Source organism: Vagococcus entomophilus (genome assembly GCF_003987595.1).
GTDB classification, from domain to species: domain Bacteria; phylum Bacillota; class Bacilli; order Lactobacillales; family Vagococcaceae; genus Vagococcus_E; species Vagococcus_E entomophilus.
This window is the reverse complement of the sequence record NZ_NGJZ01000001.1, coordinates 515,560-534,559: the sequence shown is the minus strand read 5'-3', so window position 1 is coordinate 534,559 and position 19,000 is coordinate 515,560. Positions and strand designations below refer to the sequence as shown.

Sequence of the window (19,000 nt, the reverse complement as noted above, 5' to 3'; positions counted from 1 at the left end):
AATAAAAAATGAGCGAAATTACTATCCCTCATCCAAAAAAAGGTGTGAAACAAAAGTTAAAAAACTTTTGTTTCACACCTTCATGTGCCGAAACATTCCACTTAGTTCTCTATTTAGTTAATTCCTTCAGCGCTGCTTTATAGGCTTGGTCGTTTTCTCCAATCAACTTGGCAAGATTTTGTTCCAATTTTGTTGCAGTTTCACTAGTAGTTTCCCCATTACTTGTAAAACTATTGTCTGTTTGGAATTTTGCTACCGCATTTTTTGTATTTTCATCATAGACATCAGATGGTTGTACTTGTAAGTAGCCTAAAGCTTTAAGCATTGCATTAATATTTTTTACAGAAGTATTACTATCTCCTTGTTTGTAAGTCTTCGTTTTATCAATAGGAGTTAAATACGCATAATCTGGATAATCAGCTTCTATCGTTGGGGTAATACCTTTTTTATGAATCCAATCGCCACTTGGTGTCAACCATTTCATAATGGTAATTTTGAGTTCACTCTTGTCTGTTTCGCTCAAAACTTGTTGCACCGTACCTTTACCAAAGGTTTTCTTTCCAATTAGCTTGTCACCTGCAGATTGATTTAACGCAGCCGCAAATATCTCTGCAGCACTCGCACTTCCATCATCAACTAAAACAACTACTGGCTCTGTTACTTTCTGTCCACCATCTAGTTCAGAACTGGCTTTAGCAACTGTTTTTGCCCCATTTTTATCTTCAAATTGAACAATTGTTTGACCGTCTTTTAAAAACATACTTGCCATTTTTTCAACTTGATCGAGCAGACCTCCGGGATTTTGACGCACATCCAACACAAATGATTTTGCCCCTGCTTCTCGAAGCTTTTTAATTGCTGCTTTTAACTCAGTATAAGTATTTTCTGAAAAAGTTGTAATTTTAATATTCCCAATTTCTTTATTCGTCGCATCAATATTTGCATAAACAGTATCAACTGGAATCGTATCACGCGTGATTTTGACATCAAAGTTTTCATCTCCGCGTTGAATATTTAAAGTGACAGATGTGCCTTTTTTTCCTCTGATTTTAGAAACATCTTGTGTCAGAGTCTGACCTTTTGTCGACTGACCATCGATTTTCATAATCACGTCTCCTGCTTTTAGATTGGCTTTTTCAGCAGGAGAACCTTTAATTGGAGCTTGAGCAATAGTCGGCAATTCATTTTGAAGGCTCAATGTCGCCCCAATTCCTTCAAAACTGCTAGAAATCGTATTATTCAGGTCTTCAGACTCTGTACTATCCATATAAACCGTATAAGGGTCATCTAGCGCCGAAGTCATTCCTTTTAAAGCTCCATTGATCAGCTTAGTTTTACTGACTTTCCCAACATAATTGGCCTTGATTTGACTATATAATGTATCGATTTTTTTTAGGTCATTACTTGTAAGCGTTGTTTCTTGCACCTTATTTTCAGCTTGAATCGCTCGAACTTGCTTGTCTAAAACCAAATAAGTCCCAATAATTGCTATGATAGCAACTGCTATAAGTGAGATGATATATTGATTAAAAGATACTTTTTTATTTTTCAAAATTCCACTTTCTTTCTCCGTCTATCCAACAGTTTTTTAAGCATTATTTTCAACGTATTGCTCCCATACCTCATCAAACAAATCCATATTATCGATGTAATAAGCATTGAATTCTAGGTAATGAGAAATTTCCTGATAGTTTTTTGAATGTTTTGGAAAAGATAGATCCTCGCCAACATCGTTTGCAAATTTGGTTTCTGGCTCACTGATATTGGGTCCTTTAAGCGTCATTAAATACTCATAAAAACTTCTGTTCATTTTTCTTTACCCCAGTGAGCTTGTAGAAACTTCTGACGTGGAGTGGTTTCAGCCTGATATCTCTTTGGATCCTTTTGATAAAAGTCTTGATGATACTCTTCAGCTGGATAAAAAGGCTTTTGTTGTTCAATTTTTGTAACAATTGGTTGATCATACCGTCCACTAGTTTGTAGCGCAGCTCTACTTTTTTCAGCGACGAACTTTTGCTCTTGTGTTTGGTAAAAAATAACAGGACGATAGCTATCTCCTCGATCTTGGAATTGTCCAAAAGCATCTGTAGGATCCGTCTGCTGCCAGTAGATCTCTACCAGTTCTTCGTAAGAGATAATTTCCGGATCATAAACAATCTCAACGGCTTCTGTATGACCTGTTTTACCAGAACACACTTGTTCATAAGTTGGATTTACAACGTGTCCTCCTGTATAGCCTGAAGTGACAGAGAAAATTCCAGGTTGCGTATCAAAAGGTTTGACCATACACCAAAAGCAACCTCCCGCAAAAATAGCCGTTTCTTTCATTGTCGTTTCCCCTTTCTTATATTCTTATTTTTTTATAGGTAAATAAACATTAAACCGAATCTCGTTGTCTATTAAATTTATCTTAGAAGCCTTAACTACTAGGCCTGATTTTAATTTTAACTGACTTAAATGAATCGTTAAATTTTGCTCTTTTGCATTTACTTCCACCCATTTAGGCAAGTTGTAGTTATTCGCAATATAACGCATGATTTGTGACATTGGCAAGGCAAGTGTCCCAATTGAAAGGCTCTTTGCCTTTAATTGAATATCTCCGTTCTCCATTACATATGGATCAAAGTATAAGTAAAAGCCAATGTCATGTCCTAAAACTTCAAAAGTTCCTTTTAATAAGGCTTGATCTTCTAAATAAAAAGAATAGCTAATCCCACTTTTCTTTTGATAATCATTCAAATAATAATCAATCAATTCATTGACTTGCTTTTTAGTCAAATTGACTTGAAAACTCGGATTTCCAACTTTGCTTGTCGTTTGCTGCGTAGGCACGTAATTGGGTTCACGGTTGCTTGTCACTCGTACCCAAATAAATAACGAACACGAAAGAATAATGGCTAATAGGATTAAAAAGGCTGCACGCCAACCATTTTTTGGCTTTTTAAAAAAATCACTTTTTTTTGTTTGCTGACTCGTTCTACTCATTTTTTTCCTCCATTTTTATTTAGATAACCATTTTGTCTTGGTTGTATCTAGTTCTTTTTGAAAAGCATTTGACATAATTTGATAGCCTAAATTATTAGGATGAAAATTATCTGTAGTAGAAATCAAATTATTGATTGTTTGACTGACTTTCCCACTCTCAGTAGTTTCATCAGAATTTATTTTGGTATCTACCCCGATTTTCCCGTCAATTCCTTTATATAGTAAATCATTAATAGGAATGAAGTACGCATTTTTTTGCTTCTTCACTGCTTTTTCTGAGGTACTATTCCAATTGTCTACAATTGTTTGAAGTTCTGTAATATCGGAAAAACTTAAATAAAAAGGATTGTATATTCCTAATTGATAGATAGGTGCATCCTTATTCAATTTTCTAATCTCAGCATATAATTTAGACAGATTTTTCACATAGTCTTTCTGCGGTGATGTAAAACTTCCTACATTAATTCCGTTCATCAACTCATTCCTTACAACTTTCATTACATCATTGCCGCCCGTTGTGAGCGTTATGACATCTGCTTTTTTGATTGATTGCTGCATTTTGGTCGATTTTTTTATTCGTGCAAGTATTTGATCTGTCCGATTTCCAGCTTTCCCATAATTATCTGTCTGAACTGCATTTAATTGATATTTATCAGTCAATGCTTGACTTAGTAAAGGAACAAATCCACCAGCATTTGTACTATCTCCTACACCTTCTGTAAGCGAATCACCCAAGGCAACGAAACGGATCACCTCTTTTTGTGTTAATTTTTTGGTCAAACTAGTTTTGGTCGTAGTACCCAAACGTTGCTCCGCTTTAGGAAAAACAAAACTTAGTACACAAAAAGTGATAATTGTTACACCAATAAATAAAAACGCTAATCCTTTCAATTTTTTCAGACTTTTAAGTTTCTGCATGTTTGTACTCCTCACTTCTACTAATAACTAAAAAGCAGACCATAATGATCTGCTTTTCACTAATCCGTGTAAAACATAATGGCAAAAGCACCTTTACCCGCATGTGTTGCAATTACTGGGTTCGTATGCAACAAAGGAATATGAATATCTGGGAAGGCTTCTTGCAAAGCTTCTTTAAATCCTTGCGTTATTTCTAATCCTTCCGCATGAGAAATTCCAATGGCTTTCACTGGCAGACTTTGTAACTCGTTTTTAAATTCAGAAAACCATTTATTAAACGTTTTTACACCTCTACCTTTTGTTTCAACAATTAACTCTGTGTTTAAAAGCTCCATAACCACTTTCATGTTGAAAATACTAGACAGCATACCCGCAACACGACTAATTCTGCCACCTTTAACAAGATTATCTAAATTTGAAATGCCGATATACAGTTTGGTATTCTTTTTAACTTTTTCAACTTCTGCGACAATTTCTTCTAAAGAAGCCCCTTCATTTGCTAATTGAGCCGCACGAATTACTTGGAAAGACAATCCTTGATCCGTGAAATCACTGTCTATTACCGTCACATCGGCTTGTGAAAGCTGGGCTGCTTGTCGAGCTGCATTGACGGTTCCACTGAGCGCTTCTGTCATATGGATTGAAATAATTTTACTACCATCTTGTCCTAATTTATCATATAGCTCTGCAAATTCTCCAATTGGAGGCTGGCTGGTTTTAGGTAGTGCTTTTGAATGAGCCATCATCTCCATAAATTTTTCACCAGGTAAGTTTTCATCATTTGCATAAATAACACCATCAACCATAACAGAAAGTGCAATCACATGAATTCCAAGTTTTTTAACAGTTTCTGCCTCCATTGTGCAAGAAGAATCTGTAACAATTTTAATTTTTGACATCGTATAACCTCTTTCTTCCAAAACGTTACAAACAAGTTTTGGAAATATTCATTGAAGAATCAATCAGTCTGATCCTAACAGATTTTCCTATCAAATGAAGACCGTTCTCTTTGATAGGGACTAACCTATATACTTTCTATATTATACAATTATTTTCTGCTTTCGTCATTTAAAATAACTGATTTATGAAAAAAAAGTAAAGTTGTCGATTAAATTCTTAACTATTACTTTTCAATCGACTCGCTTTCATGTAAACTAAAACTAAGTTAAGTGGCATCTCACTTATAAAAGGAGCTGGTTTTTTGGAAAGTCCTATGTTTTCAAAACGTTATATCATTTTAAATGAAGTCCTAAATGCCGTTACTCACGGTATAGGAGCAGGTCTTAGCATTGCTGGTATGGTCATTTTAATTGTTAAAGGAGCAAGACTAGGATCCCCTATTCACGTTGTTTCTTATGCGATTTATGGCGCTATGATGGTGCTGTTATTTTTAACCTCTACACTTTTTCATAGTCTGATTTTTACTAAAGCTAAAAAAGTTTTTCAGGTCTTTGACCACAGTTCGATTTTTTTATTAATTGCTGGTAGTTATACGCCTTATTGCCTGCTCGTTGTAAAAGGATGGCTTGGATGGGCACTATTTGGCATCATCTGGTTCATGACATTACTGGGAATTGTACAAAAATCGGTTTTCTTACACAAAAAAAATAATGTAAGTAAAATCTCAACGGTTATCTATGTGATCATGGGCTGGCTATGTGTTGTAGCTGCACCTGAACTGTATCACGGACTAGGTTTAGGTGGTTTAATTCTTTTAGTTGCAGGTGGCTTATCCTATACTATCGGGGCCATCTTTTACAGTATGAAGCATATTCGTTATATGCACGTTGTCTGGCATCTTTTTGTGATGCTTGGTGCAGGCTTTATGTACTTCTCTGTTTTATTTTACACCTAATATCTTGACACACTGGTGCTAGAGACCAAAATAAAAAAGCCGACTGAACTAGTTCAGTCGGCTTTTTTACTGGGTGATCCGTCTATCTGAATGCTTATCAAAAATTTACTTTCTATGATAAGATTCAAATTGATACTTATAAGGATTTCTCTCATCCGTTTCCCCTTCACTGATGCTCACCATTGTGAAGGCGTCCCAATTTATTTTTGGAAAATAAGCATCTCCTTCAAATCTATGATGGATGAGCGTACGGTGCAAAACATCGATTTCAGGCAAAAATGTTTTGTAGACTTGTGTGCCCCCAGTGATAAAGACCATTCCATCTGTCTTTTTAGCATATTCTAAAACCTCTTGCTTGTCATGAAAGACAAGCGCCCCTTCCACTTGATAGCTTTTGTCACTAGTCAAAATGATGGTGTCCCGGTTAGGAAGTAGTTTCCCTCCCATTCCTTCAAATGTCTTTCTTCCCATGACAATCGTATTATGTTCGGTCATTGTTTTAAAAAATTTTAAATCATTGGGTAAATGCCATGGCAACTTGCCTTCTTTCCCAATTAACCCCTCTTCATCTTGCGCCCATATCGCAGCTAACATTTTTTTCCCCTTTCAATCTCTACAATCCTTTTCCTTAACTACTAAATCACACGGCAATCGGCGCTTTAATAGCTGGATGTGGTTGATATCCTTCTACCTGAATATCTGTCACATCAAAATCAAATACTGATTTTTTTTCTGGATTTAATACCAATTTTGGTAAAGCCCGTACCTCTCTACTCAACTGTTCTTTCATTTGTTCAAAATGATTTCTATACAAATGTGCGTCACCAAGTGTATGAACAAATTCTCCAACCTCAAGTCCTGTTTCATGCGCAATCAAATGTGTTAATAGCGCGTAACTTGCAATGTTAAACGGTACCCCCAAGAAAACATCGGCACTTCTTTGATAGAGCTGGCAACTTAGTTTTCCATCCGCCACATAAAATTGAAACATCGTATGACAAGGTGGCAAAGCCATCGTCGGCACATCTTCTGGATTCCAAGCTGATACTACAAGTCTTCTTGAGTCAGGATTTGTTTTAATCATCTCAATTACATCTTTTAGTTGATCAATCGTTTCTCCTGTTCTTGTTTGCCAATTACGCCACTGAGCCCCATAAATATTTCCCAATTCTCCATATTTTTGAGCAAACTGATCATCTGTCAAAATTAGCTCACAGAATTTTTGACTTTCTTTTTGATAACGTTGGTTAAACTCCTCATCTACTAAAGATTTACGGCCAAAATCAGTCATATCTGGTCCTGTATAGTCCTCACTTTTGATGTAACGTTCAAAAGCCCACTCATCCCAAATATGATTGTTGTGCTTTAATAAATACCGAATATTAGTATCCCCATGCATAAACCATAGCAATTCACTTTTTATCAAACCAAAAGGCACGCGCTTGGTTGTTAAAAGTGGGAAACCCTCGCTTAAATCAAAACGCATTTGATAGCCAAAAATACTTTTTGTTCCTGTACCCGTTCGATCACTTTTTATAGTTCCTGCAGTCAAGATCTTTTGGCCTAGTTCTAAATAATCTTTTTCCATCTTTTTCCCCTTTCGTCTTTTAAGAAGTAAACTGACTTAAATATTCCCATCTGTTAAGCATATCCTCTAACTTTAACTCTTTTGCTTCTACTTGTTGTTGCAACTCTTGTAATTTGGCAAAGTCACTACCAGAGATATTCATTTCTGCTTTTAGCTCTTCAATTTTTACTTCTAGCAGTTCCATTTGATCTTCAATTGCTTCCCATTCTTTTTGTTCAGCATATGTTAATTTCTTTTTGACTTTTTCTACAGCAATTTCAGTAGTTTGATTTTGGGAGTCAGAATGTTTTTTAGTCGCTAGATTTTTTTGAGTGTCTTCTTTTTTTGCTAAATAATCCGTCATAGAGCCGTAAAAATACTCGATTTCTCCATTCCCTTCAAATATAAACAGCCTTTCCATGGTCTTATCTAGGAAATAACGATCATGACTAACCCCAATCACCGCACCAGCGAACTGGCTCAAATAGTCTTCTAGTATTGTGAGTGTGTCAATATCTAAATCATTTGTTGGCTCATCCAATAGCAGTACATTCGGTTGTAAAATCAACAATTTCAGTAAGAAAAGTCGCCTTTTTTCTCCACCAGAAAGTTTGCCAATGGTGGTACCGTGCATAAATCTAGGAAAAAGAAAGCGTTCAAGCATCTCCGCCACACTTGTAGTAGAACCATTTGTCTGTTCAACTTGTTCGGCAGCTTCTTGTAAATATTGAATCATGCGTTTATTCGGGTCAATCGCTTCATTTTGTTGTGTGTAGTAACCAATCCGGACAGTTTCCCCAATCTCATAAACGCCAGCTTCCAGTTCGATACGTCCAGCTAAAATATTCAGTAGTGTAGACTTTCCCGAACCATTTTTACCAGTAATCCCAATCCGATCATGTGTTTGCACAAGCAACTCAAAATTCTTTAAAATAATTTGCTGATCCAAAGTGAACGTTGCTTGCTCCAATTTTAAAACCTTTTTTCCTAGCCGTTTCGTTGCAATATCAATTTCTACATGTTCGCTTGTTTGAACTTGATGAAGATTTTCTTTTAAATCTTCAAAGCGCTGAATGCGTGCTTGTTGTTTGGTTCCTCTTGCTTTGACACCGGCTCGCATCCAACTTAGTTCTTGCTTATACAATTGTTTGCGCTTCGTTTCTTGTTGTTTTTCTGTTTCTTCTCTTTGTGCCTTTTCAATCAAATAATTTTCATAGTTGCCCTTGTACTGATAAAGCTTGCCAAATGAGAGTTCAAACATACGATTCGTCACATTATCTAAGAAATAACGATCATGTGTGACTAAAACAAAAGCTCCTTGATATTGATTTAAAAAACTTTCTAACCACTTTATTGCTTGATAATCCAAATGGTTAGTCGGCTCATCTAACAGTAGTAAATCAGGCTCTTGGATGAGTACTTGAGCAAGTCCTACACGTTTTTTTTGACCACCCGAGAGTTCCCCTATCTTTTGGCTAATATCAGGTATCCCCAATTGATTTAAAATCGTCCGAACGTTCGTATCTGCTAGCCAGGCATCTTCTCTATTCATCCGCTCTTCCGCTTTGGTGTAGGCTTGCTGAGCGGTTGTGTCCTCACCATCGTCAGCCAATCGCTGCAAGGCTAGCTCATAGTTACGAACTGCTAGCAGGATGGGTGAATCTCCTGAAAAAACAGCTTGCGCAACAGTTAAGTTTTCATCAAACACCGTATCTTGCGCCAGATACCTGATCTGATAATCATGCGGCCCTGTTATCACGCCGCTATCAGGTGTATCTTCTTTGGCAAGCAATTTTAGTAAGCTCGATTTTCCCGTTCCGTTTATGCCAATTAGACCAATGTGGTCTTTTTCATGTATTAAAAAGGAAAGTTGGTCGAAAAGAGTTTTCTCTCCATAAGTCTTGGTCAATGCATCAATTCTTAATTCTTTCAATTGATTCCATTCCTCTCTCCTTTTTTTTAATCTTTTATATTCTAACAGAAACATGCATCAGAAACAAGAATGCCTTTACCGTATTTACACATGGAAAAAGCCGAGGATATAGGAATCACAACCTAATCACCGGCTTTTCACTTGTTTTATCCTTCTAATTGGTAGACATCGTTAACAGTTTTATTTGGGTCAATGACAATGTAAAGATGTCCGTTTTGTCCAATTTTGGTCGTTTGGTACTGATTATCTAATCCTTCTTGACCTGGCGTTCCTTTATCTAAATATGGAAAATAAATTAAATCCTGATCTTTATTATCATAAAGCATGTCCATTTTTTCAATATCTTCGTATTTGACTGCACGCTCAAACATTCCAAGCTCAAGACCACCCAAATTGATATCAGCTGTTTGAACATTTTCAGCTTCTTTTAATATCTCAATTTTAAAGCCCGCACATGGATGGATTTCTTGAAAATCCCCTCCTTTAATTCGGCCAAAACTAGTCGTCACTTGTTTGATCCATAAATCCCCTATATACTGGCGATCAATCGTCCAAGTTTCACCATTTCTAAAGAAAAATTTTAATCCTGACATTCTTTTTGACATGAGACTTCTCCTCACTTTATTCAAGATGATGTTTATTTTTATACCTTTAGTTTAACACAGATTGAACCAAATTACAGCTTTAAATTAAAGCGCATTCTTGAATAAAATTAACAATCTTTTCATAAGAATTTTCGAGCTCTTTGTGCAATACTTTTTGCTCAATTTCTTTTAGTAAGTCACCTAGCCACGGACCAGGTTTTTTGTCTAGCACCCTCATAATCGCTTGCCCATTAACCGCTAAATCTTGCAGGGAATGTATCGGTAATGCTTGATACGCATCCGTCACTTTTTGTTTAGAAGAAGGTTTGCCTAACAGAGCCAATACTTCTTCTATAACCAGCAACGGTTCGAGTCCCAACTGGTAAAGAAAATCGACATTCGAGCTGTTTTCTAACCGAAACTCCAGTCCTGCTAGTGCATGAGTGATTAGACGAATCATGTGATTGGACAGCTTCCAATCTCGCAAAAAAGAACTTGCTTTTTCTGCATTTAAAGTGAAAAAGTGCATTAATAGTACCCAGAATACCGGCTCACTCAATTCAGTTTCTTCTTTTAACTGAAAAAAACAGGCAAGTTGTTTCCCTCTTCCTGAAAAATTTGGACAATATTCATAGCACTTTGTTTCAAGAAAAGAACGGAATCCTCTTTTCCATTGTCTGCTTGTCATCATTTTAATCAGCTCAATATAAATTCTTTCAACCGAAATTTTTTGTAGTAACGCCGCATGCTCTTTTATTGCATCAAGAGTATTTTTTTCTATTAAAAAATCTAACTGACTTGAAAAGCGCAACGCACGCATCATTCTAAGCGCATCTTCATGAAATCGCTCGGAAGGTTGGCCAACTGCTCGAATACATTTTTCTTGGATATCTTTCAGCCCTTCAAACAAATCGATGATCTGGCCCTGCTCAGACATTGCCAGTGCATTAATTGTAAAATCACGTCTTTTTAAGTCCTCTTCTAAAGAACGAACAAATGTTACCTTATCAGGACGTCTAAAATCTTGATATTGCGACTCTGTACGAAACGTCGTTATTTCATATTGCTGATCCTCATGCAAAACAAGCACAGTCCCATGTTCAATTCCGACATCCACCGTTCGCTTAAATAGGCTTTTAACTTCTTTGGGATAGGCACTGGTTGCTATATCCACATCATTAATCGCTTTCCCCAAAAGGACATCACGGACACTACCACCTACAAAGTAGGCTTCATATCCAGCTACAGCTAACTCTTGAATGATCGGAATCGCTTCGCTAAATTCTGTTGGCATACTAGTCAATCTCATAAAAGATTTTCCAACCCATATACTAATTCTTTAAGCTCTACAACTTTTTCACATCCCAAAGCAACACCTGACATAAATGATGCTCGGTCATACGAATCATGACGAATGGTTAATCCTTCTCCAGTGCCACCAAATTGTACTTGCTGATGTGCAATTAATCCTGGTAAACGAACACTGTGGATTCTCATTCCTTCATAATCTGCACCACGAGCTCCTTTGATCGTTTCTTTTTCATCAGGATTCCCTTGAGCTTTTTTAGCACGAACTTCCTCCATCATTTCTGCTGTTTTAACAGCTGTTCCACTCGGTGCATCTAATTTATTATCATGATGCAATTCAATGATTTCAACATCTGGGAAATACTGGACAGCTTTAGTAGCAAACTCCATCATCAAAACAGCGCCAATCGCAAAGTTTGGTGCAATTAGCCCTCCTGTTTTTTGAGCTTTAGAAAGTTTGATTAAACTAGCCACTTGTTCTTCGGTAAACCCTGTTGTCCCCACAACTGGAGCAATCTTATTTTCTAATGCAAAATACGTATTTTCATAGGCAACTTTGGGAATTGTAAAATCAATCCAGGCATCCGCTACCACACTTTTAACAAGTGTTTCTTTTTCTTTAAAAACTGGTACATTTAATTCTTGATAATCAGAAATTTCACTAAGATTTTTTTCTTGTGCATGCGGATCTAATACTCCTACCAATTCAAATCTTTCATGTTCTATTACCATTTTTGTTGCGGTTGCACCCATTCTTCCTTTAAAACCTGCTACGACTATTTTAATCATGTTTTTGTCCATCCTTTCGTTCAAAACGAAACTTATCCCGTTGATTGAACTTTTCCATATTTTTTTGAAATGCATCTGTTAAATCTAAATCAAGCGAATTAGCCATCATAATTGCTACTATTAATACATCTGCTAACTCTTCTTCTACCGTATTTTTTTCTTCGTTTATTTTCTTGGGCTTTTCTCCGTAAACGTGGTTGACTTCTCTAGCTAGTTCACCAACTTCTTCTGTAAGTCTAGCAAGTTGTGCAAGCGGAGAAAAATACCCTGCCTTGAATTGTTGAATATAGTCATCTACCTCCAACTGCATCTCTTTTAATGTTTGTTCTTTCTCATTTTGCATACCTTTCCTCCTAGTTGTAACACTCTCTTTAATCTTATCAAAATGTCTTCATTATGCAAACTATTTCAACAAAAAAGAGCCCGACATTTTGTCCTGACTCTCCGTTATCTCAATCAACGAACTGTTTCCCTCAACTTTTCTGCTAGTTTTTCCGTTAACACTTCAAAGTCAGCTCGATTATTTGTCTCTAATGCGTGATCAATTTCTTGGTATAATGCCTCAATTTCCAATTGTTTTTCCTTTTGATGTAAAAAATTTTCAATTGACGAGACAATTTCAGGATGAATCGTATCATTCCAAGAATTATATGGATTATCTTCCAATACACGGAGATACTTTTCTGAGTGCCACTTCCCCTCAAAATCAAACTCCACAAATAACTCCTTTTTCCAATTCATCCGAATCTCGTGGAAAATTTGTTCAGAATTAATAAATTCATGTTCTTCTATGAAAAGCGTTAGTGCTTCTTTATGCGCCTTGTTTGCTGATAGCCTTAGTCCTCTTGGTGTTTTGTCAGCATGTTCAACAATGTGCAGATTTTCTAGAACACTATCATGACTAACTAGATAGTTAATCATCCAATAAATTTCTCTTCTGGGGAATTGGACAGTGGCAACAAGCCAACTCAAAAAATTCTTTTTTGTCTGAACATCTACTTGCATGGCGCGCCCCCCTTTATTAATCTTCAGCTAATAACTCTATAATAGTCAAATCCTCTGGCTCATGTTCCAGATAATGTGTTAACAATACTCGAGCTTGCTCTAATTCTCCTTCTTCACGTAAGAACAACCCATATTCTTTTAAAAATTCCGCATGATGTCCTAAAGCATCAGCTGCTTTGCTATAATAAAGCTTCGCTTCACCATATTCTTCCAATTCATTTTGTGCATGTGCCAAATTCCATAGTAAGTAAGGATTTTCAGAGAACTGATACTTTTGACTTAGCGAAACAATTTCTTCGTATCTGTCTTCATTTATATATAGATTTGTCAGCGCCATTAAGGATGCCTCAATATCTTCTTCTAGCTCAACGGCTTTTTTCAAGTAACCTTCAGAAACTTCAATCTTTCCAAGCTTGAACGCGACTTCTGCTGCTAATTGGTACAAAGAAACTTGATACGGGTTTTGTTCAATCCCCTCTTCTAATACAGACAAGCTTTCCGCTAGTTGGCCTTCTTCTTGAAGCAAGTCTCCCAGGTATAAGTACAATGACTGATACGTTGGCGAGAGTTCTTTTAATTCTTGAAATAAAACAATTGCTTTTTGATTTTCATGCATCTGCATAAAAGTAAACGCAAGCTGAAATAAATGGTCTTCACTCCTATTAAGTGTTAGTGCTGCCTCCAAATATGGAACCGCCTCTTCAAAATTTCCCGCCATACTGTAGCATACTCCAACTCTTTCGCTAAGTGCTACTTCTGAAAATTGGTCAAAACCTTTTTTGATTAAATCCAGATATAAATCTAACGCCTCTGAAAATTTTTCTGAATTAAAATACAGTTCTGCTAAGGCAAAGTCAAGCAGCGGTTCATCTAAGAGGATTTTTTTTGCCTCTTTTAATTTTAACTCACTTACCTCTGGCAATCCAAGAACTTGATATAGATCTGCCAATACAAGAAGAGACTCTATGTAAACTGGATGTTGTTTAGGAACCGCTTCTAGATGTGTAAAAGCTTCATCAATCTCATTGTTTTCAATCGCAATTTCTGCTAAAGGAATATGCAATTCTTCTGCTTCTGGAAATTTTTCTAAAAGCTGGCTAAAGATAGTCTGAGCTTCTTCTAAAAAACCTAGCTCAAATAAATGTTCTCCCAGACTTCCCAACTCCTCAGGCGTGTCTTTTTCTAGCGCTTTTTCAAAATGCAGTTGTGCACTTGATGTATCTTGATTTGCTATTGCTTCTGCCATTTTTTTACTATATGATTGCATCTTTTTGCTCCTTATATTAACCAAATCCATTTTGGATTACTCTTATTTTCCATATTCTAGCATAAAGCGACTAAAATAGCCATTCATGCACAAAAAAAGACTAGCCAGAATAAATTCTGAAACTAGTCTTTTTTTTCTGTTTTATTTAACAGCATCTTTTAACGCTTTACCAGCTTTGAACGCAGGTACTTTGCTTGCAGGAATTTTAATTTCTGCACCTGTTTGTGGGTTACGTCCTTTACGTGCAGCACGTTCACGAACTTCAAAGTTACCAAATCCAATCAATTGAACTTTTTCTCCTTTTGCAAGAGAATCTTGGATTGTTGAAAAAACAGCGTCAACAGCGGCAGTTGCATCTTTTTTAGTTAAACCTGTTGAAGTTGCAACGCTATCGATTAATTCAGCTTTGTTTGCCATGTTACCATTTCACCTCCTCCAAATAGAGAATGGATGCTTATTTAACATCATTCAGGTGATCGTTTTTGAGTGGTCCAAAAACGACATTTTAAATATTGAATCGTTCAATATTTATATATTCAAGATATCATACGAATGCTTTAATGGCAAGGATTTTACGGTTTTTTTTCATAAAATTGAAGTTTTTTCGTTCATTATACCTATCATATTGCAATACGATATCAACTATGGTAAAATACCGTTTTCACTTTCTTCTTCGTGGCATAATACGAATAGGTGTTCCCTCGAAAGTGAACGCTTTGCGGATTTGATTCTCTAAGAATCTGGCATAAGAAAAGTGCATCATTTCTTCCTCGTTGACAAAAATAACAAAAGCAGGAGGCTTCACTGCTACTTGAGTGGCATAAAATATTTTCAAGCGTTTCCCTTTATCCGTTGGTGTTGGGTTGAGTGCTACTGCATCCATTATGACATCATTTAATAAAGAAGATGGAACGCGAAGATTTTGATTCATGCTCACCTTTTCAATTAACTCTGGTAGCTGATTTAGTCGCTGCTTCGTTTTAGCAGATACAAAAATAATTGGGGCATAATCTAAATAACGGAACTCATCGCGAATTTTCTGTTCAAAATCACGCATGGTATTCGTTTCTTTTTCAAGCGTATCCCATTTATTGACAACAATAATCATTCCTTTACCTGCCTCATGAGCAAAACCAGCAATCCGTTTATCATATTCCCGAATTCCTTCTTCTGCATTAAGAACCATCAGCACCACATCAGAACGATCAATCGCACGCATCGCACGCATCACGCTATACTTTTCAGTTGATTCGTATACTTTTCCACGTTTTCTCATACCTGCTGTGTCAATCATGACAAAAGGTTGCCCATCTGGAGAAGTAAAGTGCGTATCGATTGCATCACGGGTAGTCCCTGCAACATCTGAGACAATCACACGTTCTTCTCCCAGTAATGCATTGATTAAGGAAGATTTTCCTACATTTGGACGACCAATCAAACTAAATTTAATCGTTCCATCGTCTTCTTCTTCCATATCCGTAGAAAATTGTTTGACCGCTTCATCTAATAAATCTCCTAAACCAATCCCATGACTACTTGAAACCGGGTACGGATCCCCTAAGCCCAAAGCATAAAATTCGTAAATATCATTTCTCATTTCTGGATTGTCCACTTTATTAACTGCTAGTAAAACAGGTTTTTTACTCTTATAAAGAATTCGTGCCACCATCTCATCTGCATCTGTCACGCCTTCTCTTCCGCTTGACACAAGAATAATCACATCTGCTTCTTCAATCGCTATTTCTGCTTGATACTTTATTTGCTCCATAAAAGGCTCGTTACCTAAGTCGATTCCACCAGTATCAATAATGTTGAACTCTCTTCCTAACCATTCACCCGTTGCATAAATTCTATCACGAGTCACACCAGGAACATCTTCAACAATAGAGATTCTTTCACCAGCAATACGGTTAAATAATGTGGATTTCCCTACGTTTGGTCGACCTACAATTGCAATTGTCGGATTTGCCATATATACAAATACCTCCTTCTATTCTTTCAATCCCATAGTAGTTTACCTTAATAATAGGTACTAAGGCAAGTACAATCAGAACGTTTCCCGTTATTTTCTTACTTTACTGCCAAAAAAGTGACAAAGTGCAAGCATGAATTTAAAAGATGAACAAACATCTTTTATCCAGATAGCTTACCCTTCGTCACTTATTATTGTTTAATTTCTAAAAAACAATTTTATTCTTCATTAGAATCTGACTTACCTAAGAGATCCCCTAGTGTAAAACCAGTGTTTTCTTCGGGTAACTCAAAGGATTCTTCTGTTTCTTTTTGAGGCTCAATCTTTTCTTGTAAGGCTTTGATACTTAATCCAATACGGTGTTCTTCTGGATGGACTTCCAAAACTTTCACTTGAACTTCTTCGCCTTCTTTTAGCACTTCATGAGGTGTTGCTACATGTTTGTGCGAAATTTGAGAGATGTGAACAAGTCCTTCGACACCAGGGTAAATTTCAACGAAAGCGCCAAAGTCAGTCAGGCGTTTGACTGTCCCTGCTAGAACTGTTCCAACACCCGCTTTTTCTTCAATATCTGTCCAAGGTCCAGGCACTGTTTCTTTAATTGATAGAGAAATGCGATGTTTCTCTTCGTCAACCGATAAGACTTTCACGCTTACTTTATCACCAACCGCTAAAACATCCTCTGGTTTTGCAACATGTGCGTGTGAAATTTCCGAGATATGAACGAGTCCATCTACGCCACCAAGATCAATAAATGCACCAAAGTTTGTCAAACGTGCGACGGTCCCTTCTACAACCTCTCCAGCTTGAAGTTTACCAAAAATTTCTTTTTCAGCTGCTTCTTTTTCGGCTTGAAGAACTGCTTTACGCGATAAAATCAAACGATTTTCAGAAGGTTCAATTTCAACAATTTTAAACGTCAAGGTTTGTCCTTTGTAGCTAGAAAAATCATCTACAAAACGTTCCGCAACCATAGAAGCAGGTACAAAACCTCGGACACCCAAATCTACAACTAACCCGCCTTTTACCACACCTGTAACAGGTGCTTCTACAATTTTATCCGCTTTAAAGTCTGCTTCGATTTGTTCCCAAACTTTTTTAGCATCTAAACGTCGTTTTGACAGTAAGTAACTGCCGTTTTCTTTATCTTTAATGGGGGCAATCACGACTAAATCTAGTACATCCCCAACTTTTGCAACATCTTCGATATTTTCTACTGGAAAAGCAGATAACTCTTTAAAAGGTACAACGCCTTCAACACCGGCACCTTGAATTCCTACGATTAGTTGTTTGCCATCATCAATTGCAAGGACTTCCCCGCTCACAGTATCACCGATGGCCACTTCTTGAACACTGTTCATTGCTTCTAACATTTCTTTGCTAATATTTTCATTTAAATCTGACATAACATAGTTTCCCCCTCAGCGACAAATTCTTTTCATTCTTATCATACCTAAAATATCGTATATTTTCCAGCCTAAAGATCTACTTTTGCTTTAGTACTGATAAACTTTGGATATATTCTAGCATTTTTACTACTACTTCTTGAATATTAAGCCCTGTCGTATCGATCAGCTTGGCATCTTTTGCCTGAGTCAACGGTGAGACTTTTCTTGTGGTATCCAGATAATCTCTGCGCTCAATCTCTTGTTTTAACGTCTCAAAATTGGTCTCAATATTTTTTGATAGATTTTCTTTATAGCGGCGCATTGCTCGTTCCTCAACACTTGCAACTAAAAAAAATTTGACTTCTGCAAGTGGTAAAACAGCCGTTCCAATATCTCGACCGTCCATGACAATGGCGCCTTCTTTTGCAATCTCTTGTTGTCTTTTCACTAATTCTTCTCTTACTTTTGGAAAAGCTGAAACAGCGGAAACGTTATTCGTGACATCAGTTTGTCTAATCACTTCAGTTACATCTTGATTGTTTAAAAAAACATGTTGCCCGTCAACTCTCTGCTCAAAAGTAATCTTTGCTTGATCTAATAATTTGACTAAATGATTCTCATCAGAAATTGCGTTTTCCTTTAAAGCCATATAAGTTAAGGTACGATACATAGCCCCAGTATCACAATAAATATAGTTTAATTTTTTAGCTAATATTTTAGCCACCGTACTTTTACCAGCAGAGGCAGGCCCATCAATTGCAATCTTAAGCTTTTCTACCATTTCTTTTTCTACACATCCCATTCATTCACTTGAAAAAAAGCTACCAAAAGATAGCTTTTCACTTTATTTCACTTTTAACGTTTGACCAACCGAAATACTGTTATCAGAGATTCCGTTTAATGCTTTCAGTTCATCTAGTGTCATCCCATGATTAACAGCAATTCGATACAGATTATCTCCTGCTTTTACTGTGTAGGAACCTGAAGCAGTGTTGTCAGCAGCTGTTGTTTGTGTAGTGGACTCTACCGTTTGCTCACTTGTAGTGGTAGTAGCTTCTGGTGCTACAGTCGTAGTCGTCGTTGTAGATTCTGTCGTCTCACTAGAAGATGAAGTCGTTGTTGCGGAAGAACTTGCTGCTACTTTTTTGGAAGAAGTAGTAGACTCAACAGCCTGACTTTCAGTTGGGTTATTTAAATTATTGTCCCCATGAGTTGCATAATACCATAGGCCGGTCGGTACTGCGATAACTAATAAAATTAAAATAATTAGGACTGTGTTAAAAATACCGTCGCCTTTTTTCCCCCCTCTTTTTGCAGAACGAGAATTTGCAGATTCCTCATCTGATTCATAAATGGGTTGTTCCCATGGCTCTTTTGTTTTTTTGTCTTTACTCACAAAGAATCCTCCTTAGCTCTATTTCTTATTATT

Annotated in this window: 21 protein-coding genes; 1 reads left to right on the top strand and 20 read right to left on the bottom strand. The window is 36.7% G+C overall.

Annotated elements, in window-relative coordinates:
* Positions 1-109: 109 nt before the first annotated feature.
* Genes CBF30_RS02445 through CBF30_RS02420 form a run of 6 tightly spaced genes read right to left on the bottom strand, consistent with a single transcriptional unit; the run spans position 110 to position 4,802 of the window.
* Positions 110-1,552 carry a S41 family peptidase gene (locus CBF30_RS02445; protein ID WP_126822420.1) on the bottom strand — a complete coding sequence of 481 codons (1,443 nt, stop codon included), beginning with the start codon at positions 1,550-1,552 and terminating at the stop codon, positions 110-112.
* A 36-nt stretch (positions 1,553-1,588) separates the two neighbouring features.
* A complete protein-coding gene (locus CBF30_RS02440) occupies positions 1,589-1,810 on the bottom strand; it encodes a YozE family protein (RefSeq protein WP_126822418.1) in 222 nt (73 codons plus the stop codon).
* A complete protein-coding gene (gene msrA / locus CBF30_RS02435) occupies positions 1,807-2,328 on the bottom strand; it encodes a peptide-methionine (S)-S-oxide reductase MsrA (RefSeq protein WP_126822416.1) in 522 nt (173 codons plus the stop codon). The genes CBF30_RS02440 and msrA overlap by 4 nt, the downstream gene beginning before the upstream one ends.
* Positions 2,329-2,352: 24 nt before the next feature.
* Positions 2,353-2,985: a YpmS family protein gene (locus tag CBF30_RS02430; RefSeq protein WP_126822414.1), complete on the bottom strand. Its 633-nt coding sequence runs from the start codon at positions 2,983-2,985 to the stop codon at positions 2,353-2,355.
* Positions 2,986-3,000: 15 nt separating this feature from the next.
* Complete coding sequence (locus tag CBF30_RS02425; protein WP_126822412.1) at positions 3,001-3,903, bottom strand: SGNH/GDSL hydrolase family protein; 903 nt, start codon at positions 3,901-3,903, stop codon at positions 3,001-3,003.
* 59 nt (positions 3,904-3,962) lie between these two features.
* The gene (locus tag CBF30_RS02420) at positions 3,963-4,802 is read right to left on the bottom strand and encodes a DegV family protein (RefSeq protein WP_126822410.1); all 840 of its coding nucleotides are present in this window, start codon (positions 4,800-4,802) and stop codon (positions 3,963-3,965) included.
* A gap of 314 nt (positions 4,803-5,116) precedes the next feature.
* Between CBF30_RS02420 and trhA the strand changes: the two genes are divergently transcribed.
* Positions 5,117-5,758 carry a PAQR family membrane homeostasis protein TrhA gene (gene trhA, locus CBF30_RS02415; protein ID WP_390221180.1) on the top strand — a complete coding sequence of 214 codons (642 nt, stop codon included), beginning with the start codon at positions 5,117-5,119 and terminating at the stop codon, positions 5,756-5,758.
* 105 nt (positions 5,759-5,863) lie between these two features.
* Here trhA and CBF30_RS02410 read toward each other — a convergent pair whose 3' ends face one another.
* The 14 genes from CBF30_RS02410 to CBF30_RS02345 form a co-directional block, all read right to left on the bottom strand.
* On the bottom strand, positions 5,864-6,352 hold the full coding sequence (locus tag CBF30_RS02410) for a dihydrofolate reductase (protein WP_126822406.1): 489 nt from the start codon (positions 6,350-6,352) through the stop codon (positions 5,864-5,866).
* Between the two features lie 46 nt (positions 6,353-6,398).
* Complete coding sequence (locus tag CBF30_RS02405; RefSeq protein WP_126822404.1) at positions 6,399-7,346, bottom strand: thymidylate synthase; 948 nt, start codon at positions 7,344-7,346, stop codon at positions 6,399-6,401.
* 19 nt (positions 7,347-7,365) lie between these two features.
* Positions 7,366-9,258, bottom strand: a complete 1,893-nt coding sequence (locus tag CBF30_RS02400) for an ABC-F family ATP-binding cassette domain-containing protein (RefSeq protein WP_126822402.1) — start codon at positions 9,256-9,258, stop codon at positions 7,366-7,368.
* A 146-nt stretch (positions 9,259-9,404) separates the two neighbouring features.
* Positions 9,405-9,863, bottom strand: coding sequence for a hypothetical protein (locus CBF30_RS02395; RefSeq protein WP_126822400.1), 459 nt, complete (start codon positions 9,861-9,863; stop codon positions 9,405-9,407).
* Positions 9,864-9,942: 79 nt separating this feature from the next.
* Positions 9,943-11,151, bottom strand: a complete 1,209-nt coding sequence (locus tag CBF30_RS02390) for a CCA tRNA nucleotidyltransferase (RefSeq protein ID WP_126822398.1) — start codon at positions 11,149-11,151, stop codon at positions 9,943-9,945.
* Positions 11,148-11,939 (bottom strand): 4-hydroxy-tetrahydrodipicolinate reductase, encoded by a 792-nt coding sequence (gene dapB / locus CBF30_RS02385; RefSeq protein ID WP_126822396.1) that lies wholly within the window; start codon positions 11,937-11,939, stop codon positions 11,148-11,150. The genes CBF30_RS02390 and dapB overlap by 4 nt, the downstream gene beginning before the upstream one ends.
* A complete protein-coding gene (locus CBF30_RS02380; RefSeq protein WP_126822394.1) occupies positions 11,932-12,282 on the bottom strand; it encodes a nucleotide pyrophosphohydrolase in 351 nt (116 codons plus the stop codon). Before CBF30_RS02380 ends, dapB begins: the two co-directional genes overlap by 8 nt.
* A gap of 113 nt (positions 12,283-12,395) precedes the next feature.
* On the bottom strand, positions 12,396-12,944 hold the full coding sequence (locus CBF30_RS02375) for a YpiB family protein (protein ID WP_126822391.1): 549 nt from the start codon (positions 12,942-12,944) through the stop codon (positions 12,396-12,398).
* A gap of 16 nt (positions 12,945-12,960) precedes the next feature.
* Positions 12,961-14,211, bottom strand: a complete 1,251-nt coding sequence (locus CBF30_RS02370) for a tetratricopeptide repeat protein (RefSeq protein WP_126822390.1) — start codon at positions 14,209-14,211, stop codon at positions 12,961-12,963.
* A gap of 141 nt (positions 14,212-14,352) precedes the next feature.
* Positions 14,353-14,628 carry an HU family DNA-binding protein gene (locus CBF30_RS02365; RefSeq protein WP_126822388.1) on the bottom strand — a complete coding sequence of 92 codons (276 nt, stop codon included), beginning with the start codon at positions 14,626-14,628 and terminating at the stop codon, positions 14,353-14,355.
* A 244-nt stretch (positions 14,629-14,872) separates the two neighbouring features.
* On the bottom strand, positions 14,873-16,183 hold the full coding sequence (der, locus tag CBF30_RS02360) for a ribosome biogenesis GTPase Der (protein WP_126822386.1): 1,311 nt from the start codon (positions 16,181-16,183) through the stop codon (positions 14,873-14,875).
* A 218-nt stretch (positions 16,184-16,401) separates the two neighbouring features.
* Complete coding sequence (gene rpsA / locus CBF30_RS02355; RefSeq protein WP_126822384.1) at positions 16,402-17,589, bottom strand: 30S ribosomal protein S1; 1,188 nt, start codon at positions 17,587-17,589, stop codon at positions 16,402-16,404.
* 79 nt (positions 17,590-17,668) lie between these two features.
* On the bottom strand, positions 17,669-18,352 hold the full coding sequence (cmk, locus tag CBF30_RS02350) for a (d)CMP kinase (protein ID WP_126822382.1): 684 nt from the start codon (positions 18,350-18,352) through the stop codon (positions 17,669-17,671).
* A 63-nt stretch (positions 18,353-18,415) separates the two neighbouring features.
* Complete coding sequence (locus CBF30_RS02345) at positions 18,416-18,967, bottom strand: SAG1386/EF1546 family surface-associated protein (RefSeq protein WP_126822380.1); 552 nt, start codon at positions 18,965-18,967, stop codon at positions 18,416-18,418.
* Between the last annotated feature and the right edge of the window lie 33 nt (positions 18,968-19,000).